Origin of the sequence: Rhodococcus indonesiensis, assembly GCF_047782815.1 — a bacterium.
Taxonomy (GTDB): domain Bacteria; phylum Actinomycetota; class Actinomycetes; order Mycobacteriales; family Mycobacteriaceae; genus Rhodococcus; species Rhodococcus indonesiensis.
The window spans coordinates 4115628-4141364 of the sequence record NZ_CP180630.1; the positions used below are offsets into that span (position 1 = coordinate 4115628).

The window sequence follows — 25737 nt, forward strand, 5'->3', positions numbered from 1 at the left end:
GACAACCGGGATTCCCACGGTGTTTCGGAATCCGCCCATGCCACGTCGTGAGCGGATTCCGAAGGCGCGCGCGGATCCGCGATCGTCAGCGCGGCGGCGGCTCGACCTCCACCCCGCCGTGCTCGTGTTCCGGACCGGCGGCCGGGTGGTCTGCCGGCAGCCGGCTGCGGAAGCGGGCCGCCTCGCTCGGCGCCGCCGACGGATCGTCCGCGCTGCGGTACGGCCCCGGCTTCGGCCGCGGTTTGCCGCCGGGGAAGGCGAGACGCAGGATCGTCCGGTGCACGGTGCCCCACTGCTTCGACAGGGGCCCGGTGTTGTACGGCAGCCCGTACCGCTCGCAGATGTCCTTCACCGCGGGCGCTACCTCGGAGTACCGGGTGCTGGGCATGTCGGGGTAGAGGTGGTGTTCGACCTGGTAGCCGAGGTTTCCGCTGATGACGTGGAACAGCGGACTGCCCTCGATGTTGGCCGCGCCGACCAGCTGACGGACGTACCATCCGCCGCGGCTCTCGTTCTCCACCTCCTTCCGGCTGAAGGTGTACGTCTGATCCGGGAAGTGGCCGCAGAAGATGATTGCGTGCGACCACACGTTGCGGATGATGTTGGCGGTGAAGTCTGCCGCCAGGGTGGCCAGAAACGTCTTCTCCACCCCCGGCAGGACCTTGTCGAGCACGTCGGCGACGGCGTCGGCCCGCGGGGCAGCGCCACCGCGCCCGAGACGGCCGAGTCCCCGCAGCCGGCGTCCGATCCGGGAGGTCCGCGGCTGCGGGATCCGCCCACCCGACAGCAGCGCCGTGGCCGCGAACGCGCCGGCCGAGACCAGCGGCCAGCCCACGTAGTCCTTGACGAACTGCCGCCGCGCCTTGCCCGCGATGCCCTTCAGCTCCTCGAGCACCTGCCCCGGCGTCTTCTCCCCTGCCCACAGCGCGTCGAGATCGAGGTCGTGCAGCGCCACCCCCCACTCGAAGAACGCCATGAGCAGCACGTTGTAGAACGGCTGGGCCAGGTAGACCGGGTGCCACTTCTGGTGCGGATCGATCCGCATGATCTCGTACCCGAGATCCTTGTCCTTGCCGCGGATGTTCGTGAAGGTGTGGTGGATGTAGTTGTGGGAGTGCTTCCAGCCCGCCGCGGTCGAGGCGGTGTCCCAGTCCCACACCGACGAATGGATGTCCGGGTCGTTCATCCAGTCCCACTGCCCGTGCATGACGTTGTGGCCGATCTCCATGTTCTCGAGAATCTTGGCCATGCCGAGGCAGGCCGTGCCCGCGACCCAGGCCGACTTCGACGCCGAACCGAGCAGCAGGGCCCGGCCGGCGACGGCCAGCTGTCGCTGCGTCGCGATCACGGTCTTGATGTAGCGACGGTCGCGCTCCCCCAACTCGGAGTAGACCTTGTCGTGGATGGCGTCGAATTCCTTCGCCAGTGCGTCCAGCGTTTCCTCGCTCAGATGCGCGAGTGGACTCTCGATCTCCGTCGTCATCTCGCGTTCCTTCCGTTCACAGCTCGATTTCGATGTCGCCCTCGGCGGTGTGGATGCAGGTGCGGACCGCAGCGCCGGCGGGTTCCGCGACCTCGTCCGTACGCAGGTCCCGGATCTTGCCGGAACGCAGCGTGCCCACGCAGGTGTGGCAGATCCCGATCCGGCATCCGTACGGAAGCTGCAGACCCGCCTTCTCGCCCGCCACCAGGATCGGCGTGCCGCCGTCGCATTCGACGTCGGCCTCGCTGTCGAGGAAGTGGACCGTACCGCCCTCACCCGATCCCGCATTCCCGCCGATGATCGGCTGGAAACGCTCCATGTGGAGCTTCTTCGGATCACCGTGGTCGTTCCAGTGCTCGACGAATGCGTCGAGCATGTCGCCGGGGCCCGAGCAGAACGCCTCCCGCTCCCGCCAGTCGGGGCACAGCTCGTCCAGATCGGCCGGGGTCATGCGGCCCTGCTCCGCGGTGAGCCGCAACACCAGCCGGAAGCCGGGGCGGCGCGCGTCGAGGTCACGCAGCACGGAAGCGAAGATGACCTCGTCGGCGGTGCGGGCCGAGTGCACCAGAACGACGTCGTCGAGGCGATCGCGGTGGTCCAGGCTGCGCAGCATGCTCATGATGGGGGTGATACCGCTGCCGGCGCTGACGAACAGCATCTTCCCAGGCAGTGGATCGGGCAGGGTGAACACGCCCTCGACCTCGCCGAGCCGCACCACGTCGCCGGGCCGGATGCGGTGCACCAGGTAGGGCGAGACCACGCCGGTTTCGACCACCTTCGGGGTGACGCTGATGAGTCCGTCCTCGGGATCGGGATCGGAGGTCAGCGAGTAGGCGCGCCAGTGGTAGACGCCGTCGATGATCACGCCCAGTCGTACGTATTGACCGGGGCGGTGCCCGCGCCACTCGTACGCGGGACGGATCAGTACGGATGCCGCGGCGGGCCCTTCCGGTACCACCCGCTCGACCCGGCCCCGCAACTCCCTCGTGGTCCACAGGGGATTGATCATCTCGAGGTAGTCGTCGGGCCGGAGAGGAGTGAAGAGGTGTCGGACGGCGCGCAACATCATCTTGCGCACCGGATGCACCGTGGGACGCGCACCCCGTTCTGCCATGCCGACAACGTACCCCGCGTCACGGGTATCCAATCAGGTTTCGTCTCCCGAGACGACGACAGCCCGCGGCGACGTTTCGGTCACCGCGGGCTGAGGCCGGTACATCCGAGCGGGGATCTGCCCGCGCGGAGGATCTTCGACGCGCTGGGATCAGAAGTTGATCATGTGGCCTGCGAGGCCGTGAATGGCCTCCTGCAGTGCCTCGCTCAGCGTCGGGTGGGTGTGGACGTTGCGGGCCAGTTCGTTGACCGTCAGGTCCCACTTCTGCGCGAGGGTCAGCTCGGGCAGGAGCTCGGAGACGTCGGGGCCGATCAGGTGGCCGCCGAGCAGCTCGCCGTGCTTGTTGTCGGCGATCAGCTTGACGAAGCCGTTGGGATCGCCGAGGCCGTGGGCCTTGCCGTTCGCGGTGAAGGGGAAGGTGGCGACCTTGACGTCGTAGCCCTCGTCGCGGGCCTGCTGCTCGGTCAGGCCGAAGCTGGCGACCTGCGGCTGGCAGAACGTCGCGCGCGGCATCATCCGGTAGTCGTCGAAGGTGAGGGTCTCGGCGCCGCCGATGGTCTCGGCCGCGACCACGCCCATCGCCTCGGCGACGTGCGCGAGCATGAGCTTGGCGGTGACGTCACCGATGGCGTAGATGTGCGGCACGTTGGTGCGCATCACGTCGTCGATGGCGATCGCGCCCCGGTCGGTGAGTTCGACGCCGGTGTTCTCGAGGCCGAAGCCCTCCACCCGCGGGGCGAACCCGACGGACTGCATGACCTTGTCGACGACCACGGACTCGACGTTGCCCGACTTGTTGTCCTTGATCGCGACGGTCACCTTGTTGCCGTCGTCGTCGATGGACTGCACCGCGGCCCCGGTCATGATCTTCACGCCGAGCTTCTTGTACGCCTTCGCGATCTCCTTGGAGACGTCGGCGTCCTCGTTGGGCAGCGCCCGGTCGAGGAACTCGACGATGGTGACGTCCACGCCGTAGTTCTTCAGCACGTAGCCGAACTCCATGCCGATGGCGCCGGCGCCGACGATCAGGATCGAGCCCGGCAGGTCGCGGGTGAGGATCTGCTCCTCGTAGGTGACGACGTTCTCGCTCAGCTGCGTGCCGGGCAGCAGCTTGGTCACCGACCCGGTCGCGATGATCGCGTTGTCGAAGGTGACCGTCTCGGTCCCGCCCTTGTTGAGCTCGACCGAGATGGTGTTGGCGTCGACGAACGAGCCGGCACCGTCGTATTCGGTGATCTTGTTCTTCTTCATCAGGAAGTGCACGCCCTTGACGCGGCCGTCCGCGACCTTGCGGCTGCGGTCCATGGCCGCGCCGAAGTCGAAGGACACGTCCCCGGACATGCCGAACGTCTTGGCCTCTTTCGTGAAGAGATGCGCCAGTTCGGCATTGCGGAGAAGCGCCTTGGAGGGAATGCAGCCCACGTTCAGGCAGACACCACCCCAGTACTTCTTCTCGATGATGGCGGTGCTCAGGCCCAGCTGTGCCGCGCGGATAGCAGCGACGTACCCACCGGGACCGGCTCCGAGGACAACGACGTCATAGTGTGAGGTCACGAACAAACAGCGTAGACCTGCCGCTCCGGCGTGTCTGCGGATGGTCCGGTTACTCGCCGGTAGTCCCGGCACCGGGCACGAATCGGGCGTGCACACGGGGTCGAACGGAGTGGAAACCGTATGCGCAGCCCGCGGTCAGCGGCGGAAGCTCCGCATCCGCCGCACGTAGCGCAGCACCTTCCGGACCGGCACCGGTCGCGGCCAGTCGACGGCGCGGAACCACGCCTCGCTGCCGCCGTCGACCACCACGACCGAGCCCACGAGGAAGTCGGCGGCCGGGGACAGCATGAACTCCACCCACTCGGCGATCCGGTCCGGCTCGCCGAACCCGCCGATCGGGACGGGGAAACTCCGGACCCGGTCACCCTCCGGGCTCGCGAGCTGGGTGTCGAGGAGGGGGGTCGCCACCGCGCCCGGCGCGAGGACGTTCAGGCGGATCCCCGCCCCCGCCCAGTCCGGGGTCACCGCGTTCCGGCGCACCCAGTGAGTGACGGCAATCTTCGACGCGGCGTAGGTGAAGGGAGCGGCCGCGGGCCGGATCCGTCCCGCCCGCCGCACCCCTTTGTCGAGGTCGCCGGCGAGAAACGCCCGCACCGCCGACATGGGCACGGCGGGGGTGGTGGTCGTCGAATTCGACCCGAACACGACGACCTTGCTGTTCCCGGCCGCCGCGAGCGCCGGGCGCCACCCTTCGAGCAACTCGATCACGCCCCGGACGTTGACCTGGGCGAGGGTCTGCTCCTTGCCGGGCACCGGGCCGAGACCCGCGGCGAGCACCGCACCGTCGAGCCGGTTCCCGGCGCGCTCGAGGGTCCGACGCACCGCCGCGGCCCGCCCCGCCGGGGTCGCGAGGTCGGCGACGACGTCGCCCTCCTTCAGGTCGACGGTGATCACGGTGTGGCCCGCGGCCCGCAGCCGGTCCGCGCTCGCCGCGCCCATGCCGGACGCCGCCCCGGTCACCGCGTACACGCCCATCGCCACTCCCTCGTCGATCCGGTTCCGACCGGCACGCTACCGCCGGAACCGTCCTGAACCAAGCAGTTGCTCGCCCGCATCTCGGGGTCTCCGCGTACGCCTTGCCTACGCCCGCGCGACCTGTGCGAGGGCCTCACGCAGCAACGCCTCGTACCGGTCCAGCTCTCCCGGCCCGATCACCTGCGGACTGGTGGTGATCGACAACGTGACCACGTCGCCGATTCCGTGCACGCCGTGGGTCAGGCCCATGACCGGCGACAACCCCGGGAATCCGGCGGTGAAGCGCACGGCGGCCCCGCCGAGTACCAGATCCTCCGCGCCGCGGTACACGCTGGACAGGACCGTATTGCCGGTGACGGTCCGCGGCACCGCACCGAGGTCGGCGCGAGCGAGCCCGAACCGCAACAGCGGCGCCGGAAGGTGCGTGAACGGACGGTCCCGGAGATCCACGGCCGGATGCGCGAGCCGTCGTCGCCGCAGCGCCAGGTCGGCGGCGATCGCCGCGGCACGTTCCCGAGGATCGTCCACGTGCGCGAACAGCCGGACGCCGGCACTGCGGTAGGAGTTGCGCGCCATCCCGTTTCGGGCGACGGAGACCGGCACCTCCGCGCCGAGCCGGTCGGCCGGGAAGTCGCCGAGGAACTCGCGGAGCGCGGACGCGATCGCGGTCAGCGCACCGACGGTCACGGTCCCCACCGTGCGCAGGTCCGTCGCCGGGCACACGATCGTCCGCACCGCACGCCGCGGGCCGGGATCGGTGTTCACGGCGCTCAGCGGGCATCCCGGGGCCGGCGGCGGGACGGCCGGATCGGCCAGGTCCCGCTCGGCGCGGCCCGCGCGTACCCCCGTCACCAGCAGTGCGCCCAGCTGGATCGGCACCCGGGTCACGGCCCGCAGCAGCATCGCCGGCACCGACGGCGCCTCCGGCCCGGTCGCGGCACCGTCGGCGGTCGGACCGGGCTCGGACAGCAACGCCCGGGCCAGGGCCGAAGCGCGCATCCCGTCCGCGAAGGCATGCGAAACCTGCAGCACGACAACGGTTGCGGTCGTGGTGCAGCGTGGCGCCCCCGTCACGCCGGCCAGCAAGTGCAATCGCCACGGCGCGGCCGTGATGTCGAGCCGGTCGGTCAGCAGTTCACCGAGGGCCCGCTGCACTCCCGGCCAGGACGGATCCGGCAGCCGGTGCACGACGAACCGGTCGGCACCGACGAGTCCCGCCGCCCAGTACGGGTAGTCCAGACCCCCCGGCACCGGCACGGCGCGCAGCCGGAGTTCGGGGACGACCGACGCCCGCTGCCGAAGTTCGGTCACCAGGGCGTCCGGGTCGCCGGCCTCCCCCTCGAAACAGAACAGCAGGAACTGGTCGCTGCGGACACGGTCGTCGAGCCAGTCCCGCAGGGCGTCGGAGGGATGCAGCTGCATGCCGCCAGTGTGGCGGGTGCGGCGCGGAAGCCGCGCCCGCGGTCCCCGCCGGGTCGTCCCGGCCCGGATGGGTAAGAATTGCCTATGGCCGACGACACGAACGACCCGCACCTCTGGCTCGAAGACGTCACCGGCGACGAGCAGCTCGGGTGGGTGCGCGCGCACAACGACCGCACCGTCGACGAGCACACCCGCACGGAGGCGTTCGAGACGCTGCAGTCCCGGATCCGGGAGGTGCTCGACACCGACGCGCGCATTCCGTACGCGCGGCGCCGCGGCGAGTACCTGTACAACTACTGGCGCGACGCCCGGCACGTGCGCGGCCTGTGGCGGCGGACCACCATGGAGCAGTACCTGCGCGACGAACCGAACTGGGACGTGCTGGTCGACCTCGATGCGGTCGCCGAGGCGGAGGGCGAGAACTGGGTGTGGTCGGGGGCGCAGGTGCTGCGACCCGACCAGTCCCGGGCTCTGATCGGCCTGTCACGCGGCGGCGCCGACGCCACCGTGATCCGCGAGTTCGACATGGAGTCAAGGAAATTCGTCGACGGGCCGGACAGTTTCACGGTGCCGGAGGCGAAGACCGACATCGGCTGGATCGATGCGGACACCGTGTACGTCGGTACCGACTTCGGCGACGGCTCGCTCACCGACTCCGGGTATCCGCGCCTGGCCAAGCGCTGGCGCCGCGGTACGCCGCTGACGGAGGCCGAGACGGTGTACGAGGGCGACAAGTCCGACGTCGCCGTCTCCGCCTGGTACGACCGCACTCCCGGTTTCGAGCGCAGTTTCGTCGAGCGCGCCATCGACTTCTACACGTCGCACCGGTTCGAATTGCGGCCCGACGGGGAACTCGTCCGGATCGAGGCCCCGGACGATGCGAAGGTCTCCGTGTACCGCGACCACCTGCTGATCCGGACCCGGTCACCGTGGCTCGGACATCCGGCGGGCACCCTGCTGGCCGCGAACTACCCGGACTTCCTGGCCGGGTCGCGCGAGATGACGGTGCTGTTCGCGCCGGACGCGCACAGCTCGCTGGAACAGTACGCCTGGACGCGCAACCACCTGCTGACGGTCGTGCTGCGCGACGTGCAGACCGAGGTGCGGGTGCTCACCCCGGACGCCGACGGGTGGACCGATCGACCCGTCGACGACGTGCCGCCCGCGACCACCACCTCCGTGATCGACGTCGACCCGCTCGAGAGCGACGAATTCTTCCTCAACTCCAGCGGTTTCACCGTGCCCGCGACGCTGCTGTCCGGCACGGTCGGCGGGCCGCTGGAGTCGATCAAGCAGGCACCGGCGTTCTTCGACGCCGAGAACATCACCGTCACACAGCATTTCGCCACATCGGACGACGGGACCCGGATCCCGTACTTCGTCGTCGGCCGCGACACCTCGTCCCCCGCTCCGACCCTGCTGTACGGCTACGGCGGATTCGAGAACTCGATGGTGCCCGCGTACAGCGGCGGCGTGGGCCTGGCGTGGCTCGAACGCGGTTACACCTACGTGATCGCCAACATCCGCGGCGGTGGCGAGTACGGGCCGCAGTGGCACACCCAGGCGCTGAAGGAGAACCGGCACAAGGTGTTCGAGGACTTCGCCGCGGTGGCACGAGATCTGGTCGCGCGCGGCATCACCACCGCCGACCGTCTCGGCATCCAGGGTGGGAGCAACGGCGGCCTGCTCATGGGGGTGATGCTCACCCGCTACCCCGAACTGTTCGGAACGATCGTGTGTCAGGTGCCGCTCCTCGACATGAAGCGCTACCACCTCCTGCTCGCCGGAGCGTCGTGGATGGCCGAGTACGGCGACCCCGACGATCCCGACGAGTGGGCCTACCTGCGCGAGTACTCGCCGTACCAGAACACCGCCCCGGACGCGGCGTACCCGCCGATCCTGATCACCACCTCGACGCGCGACGACCGAGTGCACCCCGGACACGCCCGGAAGATGGTGGCCCGGCTCGAGGAACAGGGCCACGAGGTCTGGTACTACGAGAACATCGAGGGCGGCCACGGCGGCGCCGCGGACAACGCCCAGGCCGCCTTCAAGGCGGCACTGACGTTCACGTTCCTCGAACGCATGCTGTCCGGGTAGGGGTCACCGGTCCTTGAGCCAGGCCGCGACGCGGTCGACGGTGTCCGCGTTGTCGCGAATCCAGCCGTTGTGCCCCAGCGGCCGGGACTGGTGCCACGTCGTCACGTCCGCGCCCGGCATCTTCTCGAGCAGGTGCCGGGCGGCGGCGACCGGCGTGAGGTCGTCGCCCTCGACGGTGACGGACAGGACCGGCAGCTTCAGCTCGGCGAGCCGCTGCTCGTAGTCGACGTCGGCGTCGCGGGGCTCGAAACGCCCGCTCCGGGCCAGGCGCGCCCAGTCCGAGATGAGCTGCCGGGACTGGCGACCGAAACCGGCGACGTCGAGCCGGTCGCCCGGCCAGAACCCGGCGATGCTCGCGGTGATCGACATCGCCGCGGACCCGAGGAGCAGACCCGGCCCGCGGATCCCCGCGTGGTGGCGGTAGTACGGGGTCCCCGCGGCGACGAGAACCAGGCCGCCAAGCCGTCCGGGGTTGCGGGCGGCATAGAGCGCCCCGAGCTGCCCGCCCATCGAATGCCCCAGCAGGTACGGGGTGGAGTCGAGGAACCGCTCGTGCACCACCTCCAGCATGGCCGGCAGGTCGACGGCCACCAGTTCCTGGTAGCCGTAGTCGCTGTCGGGTCCGGGGCGGGGCCGGCTGTCCCCCTGTCCGGGTAGCTCGCAGAGCGCGGCGTCGAACCCGTGCGCGGTCAGGGCGTCGGCGAAGGGCTCGTAGTAGCCCGCCGGAATGCCGAGGCCGGGCAGGATCACGACGACGGGCCGCGGCGCGTCGATGCGGGCCGGTTGTTCCGGACCGGGGAACAGGCGAACGGGTGTCGTCGTGCCGCCCGGCAGCTGGATCGGTACGGTCTCCACCGGCTCAGCCTAAGCGGTTCCGGTGTCCGGGTCAGGCGGTTCGGCGGTCGGCGCGGTACCGAGTCCCGCGGCGTCGAGGGCCGACTCGGTGAGGCTGCGCCCGAGCGCGATCATCTCCGCCGCGCGGTGGAAGTCGAGACTGCGACCCGACTTGCGGGGGATGCGGATGAGCACGTCCGGCGGGTACCCGGCGAGCTGGTAGCGGGCCAGGGCCGACTGCATCAGATCGAGCGAGCGGTTCATCACCTCGAAGCGGCTGAGCTTCGGGACCGGCACCGGATCGTCGACGGCGTCGACGGCGTCGGCGGCCACGTCCTCCGCGGCGTCGCTGCGGGTTACCGGTCCACCGCCGAATCGACCGACCATCGTGCGGACGACGTCCCGCTCGAGCAGTTGCGCGGCGCTGCGGCGGAATCGGCCGATCCACTCGTCGACCGGTCGCGGCTCCGCACTCGCGTGGGCCGGGGCCCCGCCCTCGACGTCGCGTTCCTCGGCCCCGAGACTGACACCGATGGTGACGTCGGCGCCCGCGGCGAGGATCGGGGCGAGCGGCAGCGGATCGAGGATCCCGCCGTCCGCGAGCACCCGCCCGTTGAGCACGTACGGGGTGATCACGCCGGGGATCGCGATGGATGCGCGGATCGCCACGTCGACGGGGCCGCGCTGGAACCAGACGGATCGTCCGGCGGCCAGGTCCGTCGCGACGGCCGTGTACGGGATCCGCAGCCCCTCGATGGGCGTGTCGCCGAGGATCTCGCGCACCTTGTCGAGGATCTTCTCGGCGTGGATGGCGCCCGGCGCGGACAGCGACACGTCGAGCAGCCGCAGCACGTCGAGCTGTGTCAGCGACGTCGCCCAGCGGGTGTAGTCGTCGAGCTTGCCCGCCGCGTACAACCCACCCACGAGCGCGCCCATGGACGAGCCCGCCACGCCGGCGATCTCGAGTCCGCGTTCCTCGAGCGCCTCGATCACGCCGATGTGCGCGTAGCCGCGGGCGCCCCCGCTACCCAGGGCGAGCGCCACCCGCGTCGGTCCGGCCATGCCCAGATCCTACGGAGCCTCGTCGGTGCGCACCCCGAGACGGAAGTTCAGGGTGCGGATCGGGGCGTCACCCGATGTGGAACCGGTCCTGCGCCCGGCACGCTCGACGGCATGACATGCACTTCGAGCAGTTCCCTCGTCGTACCCGAAACCGCGCGCCGCTCAGGACGTTCGATGCGCGCCTCGATCGCCGCCGGGTGCGCGGCGGTGCTGCTGGGCGCCGGGGCGGCGGTGTTGCCGGGCGCCGGGACGGCGGCGGCCCGGCCGGCCCCGAACGTCGTCGGCATGAGCGAACAGCACGCCCGGGCCACGCTCGAGGCGCAGGGCGTGCCGTACAACGTGGTCAACCGCGCGGGCGCGGCGTCCGGACACTGCCACGTCACCGGCCAGCGCGACCGGGGCTACCGCACCGAGGTCGACATGCAGTACGACCACGAGAAGAACGAGTTCGAACGGGTCGAGACGCCGATCTGGCAAGGCGTGGGCCTGACGGTGGTCTGCAACTGACGAGTTCTCGCCGACGATCGGGCGAGCCGGGATTCCGGCCCGCCCGATCGTCTTTCCGGTTCACCGACCGGCTCGGGAGGCTACTCTCCTGGCATGGTCCGTCTGCTCGCGTCCGCGGTCGTCGCACTGCTCGCCAATGCACTGGCGCTGCTCGTCGGCGCCTGGGTCCTGCCCGGCATGTCGCTCGACGGCGTCGCCTTCGTCATCGCCGTCGCCCTGTTCACCGTGACGGCGATGCTCGTCGACCCGCTGCTGCGCCAGCTGGCGGTCACCAAGACCCCGGCACTCCTGGGCAGCAGCGCGCTCGTCTCGACGCTGGTCGCGCTGATCGTCACCTCCCTCGTCAGCGACGGCCTGCAGATCCGTGGCGCGGCGACCTGGATCCTCGCGACGGTCATCGTGTGGGCCGTCGCGCTGGTCGCCCGGATGCTGCTGCCCTTGGTGGTCTTCAAGAAGACGCTCGCCAAGAATCGCTGAGGACGCACCCCGAGACGAAAGATCAGGGTCGGAATCGGGGCGTCACCCGATGTGGCGGGCAGGCCCGCGGCGGCACTCTTGTCGCATGACATTCGAGAACAACACCCCCGCTCCCCGTCCCTTCGCCCGTTCCCGCTCGCAGCGCATGCTCGGCGGTGTGTGCGGCGGTCTCGCCGAGTACTTCGGCATCGACGTCAACCTCGTCCGTGCCGGCGTGGTGGTCGCCGCGTTCGTGACCGGAGGCGGCGCCGCCCTGGTCTACCTGGCGCTGTGGATGCTGCTGCCGGAGTGACGGCGAGCCTGCACCCCTTCCACGAAGCGTGCACCCGCTCCGGAACGTCGGAGAGGGTGCACGCTTCCCACACCGGGTGTCGGCTCGCCCCGGCGGTGTCCTAGCGTCGACTCATGTTCTCCAGGATTCCCGTGCTCGGTCGCCTCGACCCGTTCCTCGTCGGCATCCTCACCACCGTCGCGGTCGCGGGACTGCTGCCGGCCTCGGGCACGGCCCTGGACATCTTCACGTGGGCTGCGAAGATGGCCATCGGTCTGCTGTTCTTCCTCTACGGGGCACGACTGTCCACGCGCGAGGCACTCGAAGGCCTCCGGCACTGGCGCCTGCATCTGACGATCCTCGCCACCACGTTCGCGCTGTTCCCGCTGCTCGGGCTGGCGACGAAGCTGCTGGTGCCGACCGTCCTGACCGAGCCGCTGTATCTGGGGGTCCTCTACCTGTGCCTGCTGCCGTCGACGGTGCAGTCGTCGATCGCGCTGGTCTCGGTGGCCCGCGGCAACATCGCGGGCGCGGTCGTCTCCGCCAGTGCCTCGAGCCTGCTCGGCATCGTCGCCACCCCGCTGCTCGTCGCGCTGACGATGACCACCCAGGGCGTGACGTTCAGTGCCTCGGCGGTGCTCGACATCGTGCTCATGCTGCTGGTCCCGTTCGTGGCCGGACAGCTCCTGCGCCGCTGGATCGGCGGATGGGTCGGCAGGCACGGAAGGCCGCTGAAGATCGTCGACCGCGGCTCGATTCTGCTCGTCGTGTACGTCGCGTTCAGCCGCGGCATGAACGAGGGCATCTGGTCGAGCCTGTCGCTCGGGCGGCTGCTCGCCCTGACGGGCGTGTGCCTCGTGCTGCTCGCTCTGGTCCTGGCGATCACGTGGTTCGGCGCACCGCGCCTGGGTTTCGCCTACGAGGACCGCGCGACGATCCTGTTCTGCGGTTCGACCAAGTCGCTCGCCACGGGCCTGCCGATGGCGACGGTGCTGTTCCCGGGCCAGCCGATCGGGCTGATCGTCCTGCCGCTCATGTTGTTCCACCAGATCCAGCTGCTGGTGTGCGCGGCGATCGCGGCGCGGCTGGCGAAGCGCGCGGCCGCCCCGGCCGTCGCGGTCTGACCCGGTCGCCCCTCACCCGAACGCAGCCGCGGCGGCAGGAGATCCTGCGGCTGCGGCTGCGATTCGGTTGCGGTCTCGGGCCGGGACTAGTCCGCGCTGCCCGAGCCGAGGTCGGCGATCAGTTCGAGGATGGGCGTGATGAGGTCGAGCAGGCTGCCGATCATGATCTTCTCCGTCCGGGTGGTGGGTGGCCGCTAGTCGTCTGCACTCAGCGAGTCCAGAACCTCCAGCAGATCGAAGTTTTCGAGCACCCAGCCGATGATGTCCGCGAGAGATCCCATGGCGACTCCTCCTTGATTTCGTCCGTGTCACGGATGCGCGGCCCTGGAATGCGGCCGCGACGCCATTGTTACAACAGGACACGACCCGAGAACGCGGAAATCGGAGAAATCACCCGAACTGCCGACGCCACGAGGCCCGGCCCCACCGAAGTGGAACCGGGCCTCGAAGACGGTCGGGGGTGGATCAGAAGTCCATGCCACCCATGCCGCCGGTCGGGTCGCCGGCGGGAGCGGCGGCCTTCTCCGGCTTGTCGGCGACGACAGCCTCGGTGGTCAGGAACAGGGCCGCGATGGACGCCGCGTTCTGCAGCGCCGAGCGGGTGACCTTGACCGGATCGTTGATGCCGGCGCCCAGCAGGTCCTCGTACTCGCCGGTGGCGGCGTTGAGGCCGTGGCCGGCGGGCAGGTTGCGCACCTTCTCGGCGACGACGCCGGGCTCGAGGCCGGCGTTGAAGGCGATCTGCTTCAGCGGAGCCTCGAGGGCGACCTTGACGATGTTGGCACCGGTGGCCTCGTCACCCTCGAGCTTCAGGTCGTCCAGAACCGGGGCGGCCTGCAGCAGCGCGACGCCGCCGCCGGCGACGATGCCCTCCTCGACCGCAGCCTTGGCGTTGCGGACGGCATCCTCGATGCGGTGCTTGCGCTCCTTGAGCTCGACCTCGGTGGCGGCACCGGCCTTGATGACCGCGACACCGCCGGCCAGCTTGGCCAGGCGCTCCTGCAGCTTCTCGCGGTCGTAGTCCGAGTCCGACGCCTCGATCTCGGCGCGGATCTGGTTCACGCGACCGGCGATGGCGTCGGCGTCGCCGGCACCGTCGACGATGGTGGTCTCGTCCTTGGTGACGACGACCTTGCGCGCACGGCCGAGCAGCTCGAGGCCCGCGGTCTCGAGGGAGAGACCGACCTCTTCGCTGATGACCTCGCCACCGGTGAGGATGGCGATGTCGGCGAGCTGGGCCTTGCGACGGTCACCGAAGCCGGGGGCCTTGACGGCGACCGACTTGAAGGTGCCACGGATCTTGTTGACGACCAGGGTGGACAGAGCCTCACCCTCGACGTCTTCGGCGATGATCGCCAGCGGCTTGCCGGACTGGATGACCTTCTCCAGCAGCGGCAGCAGGTCCTTGACGGTCGAGATCTTGCCCGACACGAGCAGGATGTAGGCGTCCTCGAGCACGGCCTCCTGACGCTCGGCGTCGGTGGCGAAGTACAGCGAGATGTAGCCCTTGTCGAAGCGCATACCCTCGGTCAGCTCGAGCTGGAGGCCGAAGGTGTTGGACTCCTCGACGGTGATGACGCCTTCCTTGCCCACCTTGTCGATGGCCTCGGCGATCAGTTCACCGATCGCGGGGTCGCCCGCGGAGATGCCGGCGGTGGCGCCGATCTGCTCCTTGGTCTCGACCTCCTTGGCGGTGTCGAGCAGCTTGGCGGTGACGGCCTCGACGGCCTTCTCGATGCCGCGCTTGAGGCCGAGCGGGTTCGCACCGGCAGCGACGTTGCGCAGACCCTCGCGCACCAGCGCCTGGGCGAGCACGGTGGCGGTGGTGGTGCCGTCACCCGCGACGTCGTCCGTCTTCTTGGCAACTTCCTTGACCAGCTCGGCGCCGATCTTCTCGTACGGGTCCTCGAGCTCGATCTCCTTGGCGATGGACACACCATCGTTGGTGATCGTGGGGGCGCCCCACTTCTTCTCGAGCACGACGTTGCGACCCTTGGGCCCCAACGTCACCTTGACAGCGTCGGCGAGGCTGTTCAGGCCCCGCTCGAGGCCGCGACGGGCCTCTTCGTCGAACGCGATGATCTTGGCCATTGCGAAGTGATCCTCCGGATATGGGGGTGACACGCAGGGCGACCGCTCGTCGGGTCGCCCCATGTACGCCTTCGGCCGGAAGCAGTGCCCGCGACGGACGACCAGGGGTGTCGATATTCCCGGCCTCACCGTCCCGACCTGGCACTCACGTGTTGCGAGTGCCAAGAGCATTCTTAGCACTCGAGGGTGGCGAGTGCAAGGTTTGGAGCACCCGCCACCCTCGTCGCGCAGGCCCGGTCCGGGGTGGGCTCAGCGACGCGTGGAACCGACGCCGACGGCGCACCACTGGCCGGTGGCCGTGTTGACCGCGAACGACTGCGGACCGACGCAGGTGACGCCGGTCGGGTCGGCCGTCGCCCCCGAACCCCAGCCGGCGACGGACACCGTCGTCGCCGGGCCCTGGGCCGAGGAATGGCTCAGCCCGCCGCCGAGGGCGTATGCATAGGCGCGGCCACCGTCCCCGGCCCCGCTCAAGGCTGTCCCGAAGCCCGTCGCGTGGGCTTCGGCCGCGCCCGCCGTCTGCGCCGACGACACCGCGGTGCCGCTCTCGGAAGCGAACGAGTGGGCCGTGCCGCCCCCGGCGGCGGTCGCGCCGCAGCTCGCGGTGTCGGACACCAGGATCTCGTTGGCCGACGGCGGCGACACGCACGTCACCGGTGCCGCCGCGGCGGTGCCCACGCCGAGCAGGGCCGCCGATGCGACACCGAGAGCGGCGACCACACCGGCCCGGAGGAGACGGCGGGGGACTACGACGGCACGGATGGATCGGATGGACAACAAGGTCTCCTCTGCGCTGGGCCGGGGCTCGGATACTGCGGACGGGGGCGACTCCCCCGGCGCGAGGGTACCGGCCGGACCCGCCCGGAGCGAGAGGGCGTCAGAGCGTGTCGAGGAGCTCCGGCAGGTCGGCCACCGAATCGACCACCCGGTCGGGACGCTCGACCGCGAGATCGAGCACCGACTGCCGAAACTTGCCGGTGCGCACCAGGATTCCCGTCATACCGAGTCGCTGGCCGGGGATGACCTCGGCGTGCAGGTCGTCGCCCACCACCGCCATCCGGTCCGGTTCGGTGCCCATCAGCTCGGCCGCGGCGAGAAAGCCCCGCATCGACGGCTTTCCGACCGCGACGACGGTCTGCCCGCTCAGCTCCTCGAGACCCGGCAGATAGACGCCGGTGTCGATGCGCAGCCCGTCCGCGGCCTGCCACGTGGCGCCGCGGTGCATGGCCACCACCGGCACCCCGTCGAGCATCAGTTCGGCGACCCGGCTGAGGGCACGGTGGCTGAACTCCGGCCCGGCCCCGCCCAGCACGACCACCTCGGGGTCGTCCTCGTCGCGCACGATGCCCTCGAGGTCCGCCTCCACGTCGCCGTGGTTGAGCACCCAGCAGCGCCGGCCCGGGTAGGTCTGCCGCAGATACTCGGCGGTGAGGGACGCGGCCGTCACGATCTCGGCGGGTTCGACCGGCATGCCCAGGCCGGAGAGGGTCTCGGCGATCTGCGCACACGTCCGCGACGTGGTGTTGGTCAGGAAGGCCCGATGCACGCCGCGCTCGCGGAGCCCGGCAAGCACCTCCGCGGCGCCCGGCACGGGCACCCACGACGTCACGATCACGCCCTCGATATCGAACAACACCCCGTCCACACCGGCCATGGTGCGAGCCTATCGGGTCACCCCACCCCCGCCGCCCACGGACCGAATGTCACATCGCGTCGATCGAATCGACGCGATGTGACATTCGGCCGGGAAAGGGTGAGCCGGAGGGGCGCGCGCCTACAGCGTGCGCGCGAGGCGCTCGGCGAGCAGGCGGGCGAACGCCGCCGGGTCGTCGAGTTCCCCACCCTCGGCGAGCAGCGCGGTGCCGTACAGCAATTCGGCGGTCTCACCGAGCGTCGGATCGTCGGCGCGCTGGGCGTGCGCGTCGCGCAGCGCCGTGACCAGCGGGTGGTCCGGGTTGAGCTCGAGGATGCGCTTGGTGTGCGGGACGGGCTGGCCCGACGCCCGGTACATCCGCTCGAGGGCGGGCGACATGGCGAACGTGTCGCCGACGAGGCACGCGGGCGACGTGGTCAGCCGCGACGACAACCGCACCTGCTTCACATGCTCGTCGAGCGTCTCGCCGAGCCACGACAGCAGGTCGGCGTACTCCTTCTCCCGCTCCTCGCGCTCGGCCTCCGCGGCCTTCTTCTCGTCCTCGGTACCGAGGTCCACCTCGCCCTTGGCGATCGACTGGAACCGCTTGCCCTCGAACTCGGGGACGGACCCCACCCACATCTCGTCGACCGGGTCGGTGAGCAGCAGCACCTCGAGGCCCTTGGCGCGGAACGCCTCCATGTGCGGCGAACTCTCGATCTGCTGCCGGGACTCGCCCGTCATGTAGAAGATCTCGTCCTGGCCCTCCTTCATCCGCGCGACGTACTCGGCGAGCGTCGTCGTGGCGTCCTCGCTGTGCGTGGACTCGAAGGAGGACACCGCGAGCAGGGTGTCGCGGTTGTCGAAGTCCGAGAGCAGACCCTCCTTGAGGACCCGGCCGAACTGCGACCAGAACGTCCGGTACTTCTCCGGCTCGTTGGCCGCCATGTCCTTGATCGTCGACAGCACCTTCTTGGTGAGCCGCCGGCGGATCGCGCGGATCTGCCGGTCCTGCTGCAGGATCTCGCGGGAGACGTTGAGCGACAGGTCCTGTGCGTCGACCACGCCCTTGACGAACCGCAGGTACTCCGGGACCAGTTCCTCACAGTCGTCCATGATGAACACGCGCTTGACGTAGAGGTGGATCCCGGTCTTGCGCTCACGCATGAACAGGTCGAACGGCGCCTGCGACGGAATGAACAGCAGCGCCTGATATTCGAAGGTGCCCTCGGCCTTCATCGGGACGACCTCGAGCGGCTCGTCCCACGCGTGGGCGACGTGCTTGTAGAACTCGTTGTACTCCTCGGCGGAGACGTCGTCCTTCGAGCGCGCCCACAGCGCCTTCATCGAGTTCAGGGTCTCGGTCTCGCGGACCACCTCGGCGACGGACCCCTCGCCCTCGGCCGGCTTCGTGTGTTCGACCTGCATCCGGATCGGCCACGCGATGAAATCCGAGTAGCGTTTGACGATCTCCTTGATCTTCCACTCGGCCGTGTAGTCGAACAGGTGGTCCTCGGTGTCCTCCGGCTTGAGGTGCAGCGTCACCGACGTGCCCTGGGGTGCGCCCTCGACCGTCTCGATCGTGTACGTCGCCTCGCCGCTCGACTCCCACCGGGTGCCGTCGTGCTCCCCCGCCTTGCGGGTCAGCAGGGTCACCTTGTCGGCGACCATGAAGGTCGAGTAGAAGCCGACACCGAACTGCCCGATGAGCTCCTCCGGCGCAGCCGATTCCTGCGCCTCCCGCAGCTTGCGCCGCAGTTCCGCCGTGCCCGACTTCGCGAGGGTGCCGATCAGGTCGACCACCTCGTCCCGCGACATGCCGATGCCGTTGTCGCGGACGGTGAGGGTGCGCTGCTCCTTGTCGACCTCGATCTCGATGTGCAGATCCGAGGTGTCGACCTGCAGGTCCTTGTTGCGGAACGCCTCGAGCTTGAGCTTGTCCAGCGCGTCCGACGAGTTGGAGACGAGTTCCCGGAGGAAGGTGTCCTTGTTCGAATACACCGAGTGGATCAGCAGATCCAGCAGCTGACGAGTCTCCGCCTGGAACTCGAGCTGTTCGATACCCGTGGTCATGGATGGTTCCCTTCGACAGCAGAACGTTCGACGAAATCGTACGACCGGTCCGGTCCACTCTTCCAAGGGGCCACGGCCGGGCCCCGAGCGCACTCGGTCTCGGATCCGACACATCCGCCCGGACCTGTTGTCGTGGGGTGCTCCACCGCAGTGTCATGGAGTGAGACGAAGGCGCGCCGGTGTCGAGAGGAGGCCCCATGGCCACCGGAACAACCCCCTCCCCCGGACCGCGGCCCGTGCGCGCCCCGCGCGGTCCCGAGTTGCGGTGCCGCGGCTGGCAGCAGGAGGGCGCGCTGCGACTGCTGATGAACAACCTCGACCCCGACGTCGCCGAACGACCGGACGACCTGGTGGTCTACGGCGGCACCGGCCGGGCGGCCCGCAACTGGGCCGCATTCGACGCGATCGTGCGGACCCTCGAGACCCTCGGCGACGACGAGACGCTGCTCGTGCAGTCCGGCAAGCCCGTCGGGGTGCTGCGCACCCACGAATGGGCGCCGCGCGTGCTGCTGGCCAACTCGAACCTGGTCGGCGACTGGGCGACCTGGGAGGAGTTCCGCCGTCTGGAGGCGCTGGGACTGACGATGTACGGGCAGATGACCGCGGGGTCCTGGATCTACATCGGCTCGCAGGGGATCTTGCAGGGAACCTACGAGACGTTCGGGGCCGTCGCCCGCGCGCGGTTCGGGGGCAGCCTCGCCGGGACGGTCACCCTGACCGCGGGCCTGGGCGGCATGGGTGGGGCGCAGCCGCTGGCGATCACGATGAACGAGGGTGTGGCGATCTGCGTCGAGGTCGACGAGGCCCGGGTCGACCGTCGGCTCGCGCAGGGCTTCCTCGACACCAAGGCCGACGGTGTCGAGGCGGCCCTGGCCGAGGCGCTCGCGGCACGCGATGCGCGCCGACCCCGCTCGATCGGAGTGGTCGGCAACGCCGCCGACGTCGTGCCGGCGCTGCTCGCGATGCAGGCCCCGATCGACATCGTCACCGACCAGACCTCCGCCCACGACCCGCTGTCCTACCTGCCGCGCGGGGTGACGGTCGAGGAATGGCACACCCTCGCGGCGAAGGACCCCGTGTGGTTCACCGAGCAGGCCCGCCGGTCGATGGCCCGGCACGTGGAAGCCATGGTCGGGTTCCTCGATCGCGGCGCCGAGGTGTTCGACTACGGCAACTCCATCCGCGACGAGGCCCGCAAAGGCGGCTTCGACCGGGCATTCGCCTTTCCCGGCTTCGTCCCCGCCTATCTCCGTCCGTTGTTCGAGGAGGGCCGCGGACCGTTCCGGTGGGTCGCGCTGTCGGGCGATCCCGCGGACATCGCGGCCACCGATCGGGCCGTGCTCGAACTGTTCCCCGAGAACGAGCATCTCGTCCGATGGCTCACCCTGGCCGGACGCGCGGTGCCGTTCCAGGGGCTGCCGGCCCGCATCTGCTGGCTCGGCTACGGCGAACGGGACCGGGCGGGCCTGAGGTTCAACGAGATGGTCGCCGCCGGAGAGGTCTCCGCCCCGATCGCCATCGGCCGGGACCACCTCGACGCCGGGTCGGTGGCCTCGCCGTACCGCGAGACCGAGGCGATGGCCGACGGTTCGGACGCGATCGCCGACTGGCCGCTGCTCAACGCCCTGGTGAACACGGCGTCCGGGGCGTCGTGGGTGTCGATCCACCACGGCGGCGGCGTCGGAATCGGCCGGTCGCTGCACGCCGGGCAGGTGTGCATCGCCGACGGCACCGACCTCGCCGCGCGCAAGCTCGAGCGGGTGCTGACGAACGACCCGGGCACCGGCGTCCTCCGGCACGCCGACGCCGGTTATGCCCGGGCCACCGAGGTCGCGGCGCGTCGCGGACTGCGCATCCCGATGCGGGAGAGCTGACGCGATGTCGCACGGACGGGACTGGACCCTGCTCGACAACATCGGCTGCCTCGTCACGAACGACCCGGAGCTCGGCCGGGGTCCGCTGGGGCTGCTCGTGGACGCCGCGGTCGTCGTCGGCGAGGGTCTGGTGCGGTGGGTGGGGCCGAGCTCGCGGATCCCCGAGGGCGCCGCCGGCGCCCGGCACGATCTGCAGGGCCGAGCCGTGCTGCCCGGGTTCGTGGACAGTCACGCCCATCTCGTGTTCGCCGGCGAGCGCGCCGAGGAGTTCGCCGCCCGGATGGCCGGTGCGCCCTACACGGGCGGTGGCATCGCCACGACGATCGCGGCGACCCGCGCGGCGACCGATCGCGCGCTCGCGGCGACGGTCTCGCGGCTCGTCGCGGAGGGCTGGAGGTCCGGGACGACGACGGTCGAGTGCAAGTCCGGGTACGGCCAGTCCGTCGCCGACGAACTGCGCAGCGTGCGGATCGCCGAGGTGTACACACCCGAGACGACATTGCTCGCCGCGCACGTCGTGCCACCGGAGTTCGCGGGCCGCCCCGACGACTACGTCCGGCTGGTGTGCGAGGAGATGGTCCCCGTGTGCGCCCCGCACGCGAGGTGGATCGACGTGTTCTGCGAGCGGGGCGCATTCGACGCCGATCAGTGCCGGGCCGTGCTGCAGGAGGGGATGGCGCACGGCCTCACGCCGCGGGTCCACGGCAATCAGCTCGGTCCCGGGCCCGGCGTGCAGCTGGCGGTGGAACTCGGCGCGGCGTCGGTGGACCACGTCACGTACACGACGGCGGCGGACGTGGCGGCGCTCGCCGCTTCCGGCACGGTCGCGACGCTGCTGCCGGGCGCCGACTTCTGCACGCGCAACCGGTATCCGGATGCGCGGGCACTGCTGGACGCCGGGGTGACCGTCGCCCTGGCCACCGACTGCAACCCCGGCACCTCCTACCTCACGAGCATGCCGTTCTGCATCGCGCTGGCGGTGCGCGAGATGCACATGAGCCCGGAGGAGGCGGTCCGCGCGGCGACCGCCGGCGGCGCCGCGGCGCTGCGCCGCACCGACGTCGGCGTCGTCCGGGAGGGCGCACGGGCAGATCTGATCGCGCTGGACGCCCCGTCGTATCTGCACCTGGCGTACCGGCCGGGAGTGCAGCTGATCCGCGAGGTCTGGCAGGAAGGAATGCTGATTTGACGATTCCGGTCGACGTGCCGCCGGCCCCGTGGACGGGCCGCGACGACGGGCCCGGTGTCGAACACCTGCGCTGGCACGGCGTGGTCTCGCCGCTGCCCGCGGACGCCGCGCCGGCTCAGGTCCTGATCGGATTCCGCAGCGACGAGGGTGTACGTCGCAACCGGGGGCGGCCCGGCGCGGCGGACGGGCCGGTCGCATTGCGGCGCGCCCTGGCGTCGCTGGCGCTACCCGCTCCGGTCGCCATCCACGATGCCGGTGACATCGAGGTGCGCGGCGGCGCTCTCGACGACGGGCAGCACCGTCTCGGGGCCGCGGTGGCCGCGCTGCTCGACGCGGAGCACGCGGTGGTGGTTCTCGGCGGCGGGCACGAGGTGGCCTTCGGCAGCTACCTGGGCTGGGCCGGGTCCGCGGCCGCGCGGGCCGGGGCCCGGTGGGGGGTGCTGAACGTGGACGCGCACTTCGACCTGCGGGCCGCGCCCGTCCCGACGTCGGGCACCCCGTTCCGGCAGATGGCCGAACGCGAACGCGAACAGGGCCGGTCGCTGCGCTACGCGGTGGTGGGCATCGCGCAGCCGAGCAACACGGCCGCGCTGTTCGCCGCCGCGGACGAGTTCGGGGCGCAGTACCTGCTGGACGACGAGTGCCGCGCCACGAACCTGCCGGTCGTGGAGACGTTCGTGGAGGACTTCGTCCGCGAGCTGGACGCGGTGCATCTGACGATCGATCTCGATGTTCTGCCCGGCTGGGTGGCACCCGGGGTGAGTGCCCCGGCGGCTTGTGGGGTCGCGTTCGAGGTGGTGCAGCACGTGTGCGACGTCGTGGCGCGCAGCGGCCGGCTCGCGCTCGTCGAGGTCGCCGAACTGGCGCCGGCCCTCGACGTCGACGGGCAGACGGCACGGGCGGGGGCGCGGCTGATCCACCGGATCGTCACGGGACGGCGGGACGGCGGCCACCCTCGGTTCGCGGGCACCGAACCCGCGGACGGTCCATGATGGAGGTGATGGGGTACCTCGAGATCGGGAGTGCGTCATGGCGATTCGTCGGGTCGTCGTCGTCGGGGCGGGCTTCGCCGGGTTGTCGACGGCGTGGTTCCTGCAGGAGCGCGGCGTCGAGGTCACGGTGCTCGACCGGACCGGGGTCGCGGCGGATGCATCGTGGGGCAACGCCGGCTGGCTGGCGCCCGCGCTGACGCTGCCGCTGCCGGAACCGGCGGTGCTGCGGTACGGGATCCGATCGATGCTGACCCCGTCGTCACCCGTGTACGTGCCGCCCGCGGTCGACCTGCGGTTGTGGCGGTTCCTGGTGGGTTTCGCGCGGCACTGCACCACCCGCCGGTGGCGGGCGGCGATGACCGTGTTCGCCGAGGTGAACCGGAGCGCGCTGGGCGCCTACGACGATCTGGCCCGCGGCGGGGTCGTCGAACAGACCCGGCCGGCGGATCCGTTCCTGGCCGCGTTCGCGTCCGAGGACGACCGTCGCGTGCTCGTCGAGGAGTTCCGGCAGGTGGTCGCGGCCGGCGGCGAGGTGGACTTCGACCTGCTCGACGGCGACACGATCCGCACCCTGGAACCGCTGCTCGGCGACGGGGTGCGGGCCGGGATCCGGCTGCGGGGGCAGCGGTTCCTCGATCCGCCGCGGTTCGTCGCCGCACTCGCGGACTCGGTGCGTGATCGCGGCGGTGCGGTCGTCACCGGGTGCGAGGTGCAGGCGGTCCGGGACGACGCGCGCGGCGTGCGTGTGGTCGGTACCGACGGCACGGACCGGGCGGCGGACGCGGTGGTGCTGGCCACCGGTGCCAGGCTGGGCGACCTGGCCCGGCCGTTCGGGGTCCGGATGCCGGTACAGGCCGGTCGCGGCTACAGCTTCAGCGTGCGCCCGGCGGGCCTGCCGAAGAACCCGATCTACTTCCCGGCCCAGCGGGTCGCATGCACACCGCTGCACGATCGGTTCCGCATCGCCGGGATGATGGAGTTCCGGCGGCCCGACGCCCCGCTCGACCCGCGCCGGATCCAGGCCATCGTCGACGCCGCGCGGCCGCTGCTCACCGGCGTGGACTGGTCCGCCCGCACGGAGGAATGGGTGGGTTCGCGCCCCTGCACCCCGGACGGTCTGCCGCTGGTCGGGGGGACCCGCTCGCCGCGCGTGTTCGTCGCGGGCGGTCACGGCATGTGGGGGGTGGCGCTGGGCCCGCTGACCGGGCGGCTGCTGGCCGACGCGATGACCGGTACGCCGGCGACGGTCCTGCGGCACTTCGATCCGCTGCGCTGACGATCAGTCCAGCGCTCCGATCGCCGCCTCGGCCGCGGCGACGAGCTCCCCGCTCGCGGCGAGCCGGACCGCGACGTCGATCTCGGGACCGAGCCGCCGGTCCGGGCCGGGCCCGGCCACGTACCGGCGGAGCGCGGCGACGACGGCGCCGGTCCCGGGCGCCGGAGCGAGCGGGGCGCGCAGGTCCAGGGCACGCGCCGCGGTCAGCGCCTCGATGGCCAGGACCCGGGTCAGTGCGTCGAGGCTGCGGCGCAGCTTGCGGGCGGCCGACCAGCCCATCGACACGTGGTCCTCCTGCATGGCCGACGACGGAACGGAGTCGACACTGGCCGGCACGGCGAGGCGTTTGAGGTCGGCGACGAGCGCGGCCTGGGTGTACTGGGCGATCATGTGTCCGCTGTCGACGCCGGGGTCGTGCGCGAGAAACGGCGGCAGGCCGTGGCTGCGGGCCACGTCGAGCAGCCGGTCGGTGCGGCGTTCGCTGATGCTCGCGACGTCGGCGACGACGATCGCGAGGAAGTCGAGGACGTACGACAGCGGGGCGCCGTGGAAGTTGCCGTTCGATTCGATCCGGCCGTCGCCGGTGACGACGGGGTTGTCGATCGCGGAGGCGAGTTCGCGTGCGGCGACCTGCTCGGCGTGGGCGAGGGTGTCACGGGCCGCTCCCGCGACCTGCGGGGCGCACCGCAGCGAGTAGGCGTCCTGGACCACCGGGCAGTCGGGGGTGCGGTGGCTGGCCACGACGGCGGACCCGGCGAGGAGCCGGGTCATGTTGGCGGCGGCCGTCGCCTGACCGGGGTGCGGCCGCAGGGCGTGCAGGTCGGCGGCGAAGACCCGGTCCGTACCGAGCAGCGCTTCGGTGCTCATCGCGGCCGTGACGTCGGCGAGCCGCAGCAGGGCGCGCAGGTCGTGGCACGCGAGGACCAGCATGCCCAGCATCCCGTCGGTGCCGTTGACGAGGGCGAGTCCTTCCTTCTCGGCGAGCACGACGGGATCGAGACCCGCCGCGGCGAGGGCCTGGGCGGCCGGCACGAGCCTGCCCGCGGCGTCGCGGACGTCGCCCTCGCCGGTGAGGGCGAGGGCCACGTGGGCGAGGGGGGCGAGATCCCCGGAACAGCCGAGGCTGCCGTGCTCGGGCACCACCGGCGTGATTCCCGCATTGAGCATCGCGGCGTAGGCCGTGGCCGTCCCGGGACGGACCCCGGTGTGCCCGGTGGCGAAGGTCGACAGGCGCAGCAGCATCATCGCGCGGACCACCTCCCGCTCCACCTCGGGCCCGGTTCCGGCGGAATGGGATCGGATCACGCTGCGCTGCAGATCAATTCGCGATTCCGGCGGAATGTGGCGGGTGGCGAGCGCCCCGAAACCGGTGGTGATGCCGTACGCGGGCCGGGGATCGTGGGCGAGCGCGTCGACCACTGCGCGGGCGGCGCCGACGAGAGCGAGCGCCTCCGCGGAGATCCGGACCGGCACACCGGACCGTGCCACGCGCAGGACGTCGTCCGCGGCGACGGGACCGACCCCGACGACGACTTCACCGGCCACGGCCACCTCCCGGTCGATGCGCGCTATCCGGATTGTGTCCCCGGCACCGGCCGGTTCGCCGCGGAATCGAGGTGGGAAGGGCGGCCGGGTGACCGCGTCCCGATCGTGGGCGCGGTCGCCCGCCCAGGGTTACGAGAGGCG

21 protein-coding genes are annotated in these 25737 nt (G+C 70.8%); 9 read left to right on the forward strand and 12 right to left on the reverse strand.

The window, feature by feature from the left end; genetic code table 11:
• Nucleotides 1-85: 85 nt before the first annotated feature.
• The 5 genes from ACM26Y_RS18905 to ACM26Y_RS18925 all read right to left on the reverse strand — a co-directional run bounded on the left by ACM26Y_RS18905 (nt 86) and on the right by ACM26Y_RS18925 (nt 6548).
• Nucleotides 86-1483 carry a fatty acid desaturase family protein gene (locus ACM26Y_RS18905; RefSeq protein WP_416061574.1) on the reverse strand — a complete coding sequence of 466 codons (1398 nt, stop codon included), beginning with the start codon at nt 1481-1483 and terminating at the stop codon, nt 86-88.
• Between the two features lie 16 nt (nt 1484-1499).
• The gene (locus ACM26Y_RS18910; protein WP_416061575.1) at nt 1500-2597 is read right to left on the reverse strand and encodes a ferredoxin reductase; all 1098 of its coding nucleotides are present in this window, start codon (nt 2595-2597) and stop codon (nt 1500-1502) included.
• 150 nt (nt 2598-2747) lie between these two features.
• The gene (gene lpdA, locus ACM26Y_RS18915) at nt 2748-4151 is read right to left on the reverse strand and encodes a dihydrolipoyl dehydrogenase (RefSeq protein WP_003937446.1); all 1404 of its coding nucleotides are present in this window, start codon (nt 4149-4151) and stop codon (nt 2748-2750) included.
• Between the two features lie 135 nt (nt 4152-4286).
• Nucleotides 4287-5126: an SDR family oxidoreductase gene (locus ACM26Y_RS18920; RefSeq protein WP_416061576.1), complete on the reverse strand. Its 840-nt coding sequence runs from the start codon at nt 5124-5126 to the stop codon at nt 4287-4289.
• Nucleotides 5127-5231: 105 nt separating this feature from the next.
• Nucleotides 5232-6548: a wax ester/triacylglycerol synthase domain-containing protein gene (locus tag ACM26Y_RS18925; RefSeq protein WP_416061577.1), complete on the reverse strand. Its 1317-nt coding sequence runs from the start codon at nt 6546-6548 to the stop codon at nt 5232-5234.
• Between the two features lie 84 nt (nt 6549-6632).
• Between ACM26Y_RS18925 and ACM26Y_RS18930 the strand changes: the two genes are divergently transcribed.
• Nucleotides 6633-8648: a prolyl oligopeptidase family serine peptidase gene (locus ACM26Y_RS18930; RefSeq protein ID WP_416061578.1), complete on the forward strand. Its 2016-nt coding sequence runs from the start codon at nt 6633-6635 to the stop codon at nt 8646-8648.
• Nucleotides 8649-8651: 3 nt separating this feature from the next.
• On the opposite strand, the gene ACM26Y_RS18935 is transcribed toward ACM26Y_RS18930, so the two are convergent.
• Both ACM26Y_RS18935 and ACM26Y_RS18940 read right to left on the reverse strand, forming a co-directional pair.
• The gene (locus ACM26Y_RS18935; protein ID WP_003937442.1) at nt 8652-9503 is read right to left on the reverse strand and encodes an alpha/beta fold hydrolase; all 852 of its coding nucleotides are present in this window, start codon (nt 9501-9503) and stop codon (nt 8652-8654) included.
• A 9-nt stretch (nt 9504-9512) separates the two neighbouring features.
• Nucleotides 9513-10544, reverse strand: coding sequence for a patatin-like phospholipase family protein (locus ACM26Y_RS18940; RefSeq protein WP_416061579.1), 1032 nt, complete (start codon nt 10542-10544; stop codon nt 9513-9515).
• Nucleotides 10545-10718: 174 nt separating this feature from the next.
• On the opposite strand from ACM26Y_RS18940, the gene ACM26Y_RS18945 reads away from it, so the two are divergent.
• The 4 genes from ACM26Y_RS18945 to ACM26Y_RS18960 all read left to right on the forward strand — a co-directional run bounded on the left by ACM26Y_RS18945 (nt 10719) and on the right by ACM26Y_RS18960 (nt 12923).
• Nucleotides 10719-11051: a PASTA domain-containing protein gene (locus tag ACM26Y_RS18945; RefSeq protein ID WP_003937440.1), complete on the forward strand. Its 333-nt coding sequence runs from the start codon at nt 10719-10721 to the stop codon at nt 11049-11051.
• A 93-nt stretch (nt 11052-11144) separates the two neighbouring features.
• Entirely contained in the window at nt 11145-11528 is a 384-nt protein-coding gene (locus ACM26Y_RS18950) for a phage holin family protein (protein ID WP_003937439.1), read from the forward strand.
• 85 nt (nt 11529-11613) lie between these two features.
• On the forward strand, nt 11614-11820 hold the full coding sequence (locus tag ACM26Y_RS18955; protein WP_003937438.1) for a PspC domain-containing protein: 207 nt from the start codon (nt 11614-11616) through the stop codon (nt 11818-11820).
• Between the two features lie 113 nt (nt 11821-11933).
• Nucleotides 11934-12923, forward strand: a complete 990-nt coding sequence (locus ACM26Y_RS18960) for a bile acid:sodium symporter family protein (protein ID WP_289378536.1) — start codon at nt 11934-11936, stop codon at nt 12921-12923.
• Between the two features lie 465 nt (nt 12924-13388).
• On the opposite strand, the gene groL is transcribed toward ACM26Y_RS18960, so the two are convergent.
• From groL to htpG, 4 genes are all read right to left on the reverse strand, one after another.
• Nucleotides 13389-15014: a chaperonin GroEL gene (gene groL / locus ACM26Y_RS18965; protein WP_010592200.1), complete on the reverse strand. Its 1626-nt coding sequence runs from the start codon at nt 15012-15014 to the stop codon at nt 13389-13391.
• Between the two features lie 249 nt (nt 15015-15263).
• Nucleotides 15264-15791, reverse strand: coding sequence for a DUF6764 family protein (locus ACM26Y_RS18970; protein ID WP_416061580.1), 528 nt, complete (start codon nt 15789-15791; stop codon nt 15264-15266).
• A 100-nt stretch (nt 15792-15891) separates the two neighbouring features.
• Nucleotides 15892-16668 carry an HAD-IIA family hydrolase gene (locus ACM26Y_RS18975; RefSeq protein ID WP_003937435.1) on the reverse strand — a complete coding sequence of 259 codons (777 nt, stop codon included), beginning with the start codon at nt 16666-16668 and terminating at the stop codon, nt 15892-15894.
• A 120-nt stretch (nt 16669-16788) separates the two neighbouring features.
• Entirely contained in the window at nt 16789-18720 is a 1932-nt protein-coding gene (gene htpG, locus ACM26Y_RS18980; protein ID WP_416061581.1) for a molecular chaperone HtpG, read from the reverse strand.
• 197 nt (nt 18721-18917) lie between these two features.
• On the opposite strand from htpG, the gene hutU reads away from it, so the two are divergent.
• From hutU to ACM26Y_RS19000, 4 genes are read left to right on the forward strand one after another with little or no spacing between them, the layout of a single operon-like run.
• Nucleotides 18918-20594 (forward strand): urocanate hydratase, encoded by a 1677-nt coding sequence (gene hutU / locus ACM26Y_RS18985; RefSeq protein WP_416061582.1) that lies wholly within the window; start codon nt 18918-18920, stop codon nt 20592-20594.
• 4 nt (nt 20595-20598) lie between these two features.
• Complete coding sequence (gene hutI / locus ACM26Y_RS18990; RefSeq protein WP_416061583.1) at nt 20599-21783, forward strand: imidazolonepropionase; 1185 nt, start codon at nt 20599-20601, stop codon at nt 21781-21783.
• On the forward strand, nt 21780-22775 hold the full coding sequence (hutG, locus tag ACM26Y_RS18995; RefSeq protein WP_416061584.1) for a formimidoylglutamase: 996 nt from the start codon (nt 21780-21782) through the stop codon (nt 22773-22775). The genes hutI and hutG overlap by 4 nt, the downstream gene beginning before the upstream one ends.
• Before the next feature lie 37 nt (nt 22776-22812).
• The gene (locus tag ACM26Y_RS19000; RefSeq protein WP_416061585.1) at nt 22813-24051 is read left to right on the forward strand and encodes an NAD(P)/FAD-dependent oxidoreductase; all 1239 of its coding nucleotides are present in this window, start codon (nt 22813-22815) and stop codon (nt 24049-24051) included.
• Between the two features lie 3 nt (nt 24052-24054).
• Here ACM26Y_RS19000 and hutH read toward each other — a convergent pair whose 3' ends face one another.
• Nucleotides 24055-25602 carry a histidine ammonia-lyase gene (gene hutH / locus ACM26Y_RS19005; RefSeq protein ID WP_289378528.1) on the reverse strand — a complete coding sequence of 516 codons (1548 nt, stop codon included), beginning with the start codon at nt 25600-25602 and terminating at the stop codon, nt 24055-24057.
• Nucleotides 25603-25737: the final 135 nt, after the last annotated feature.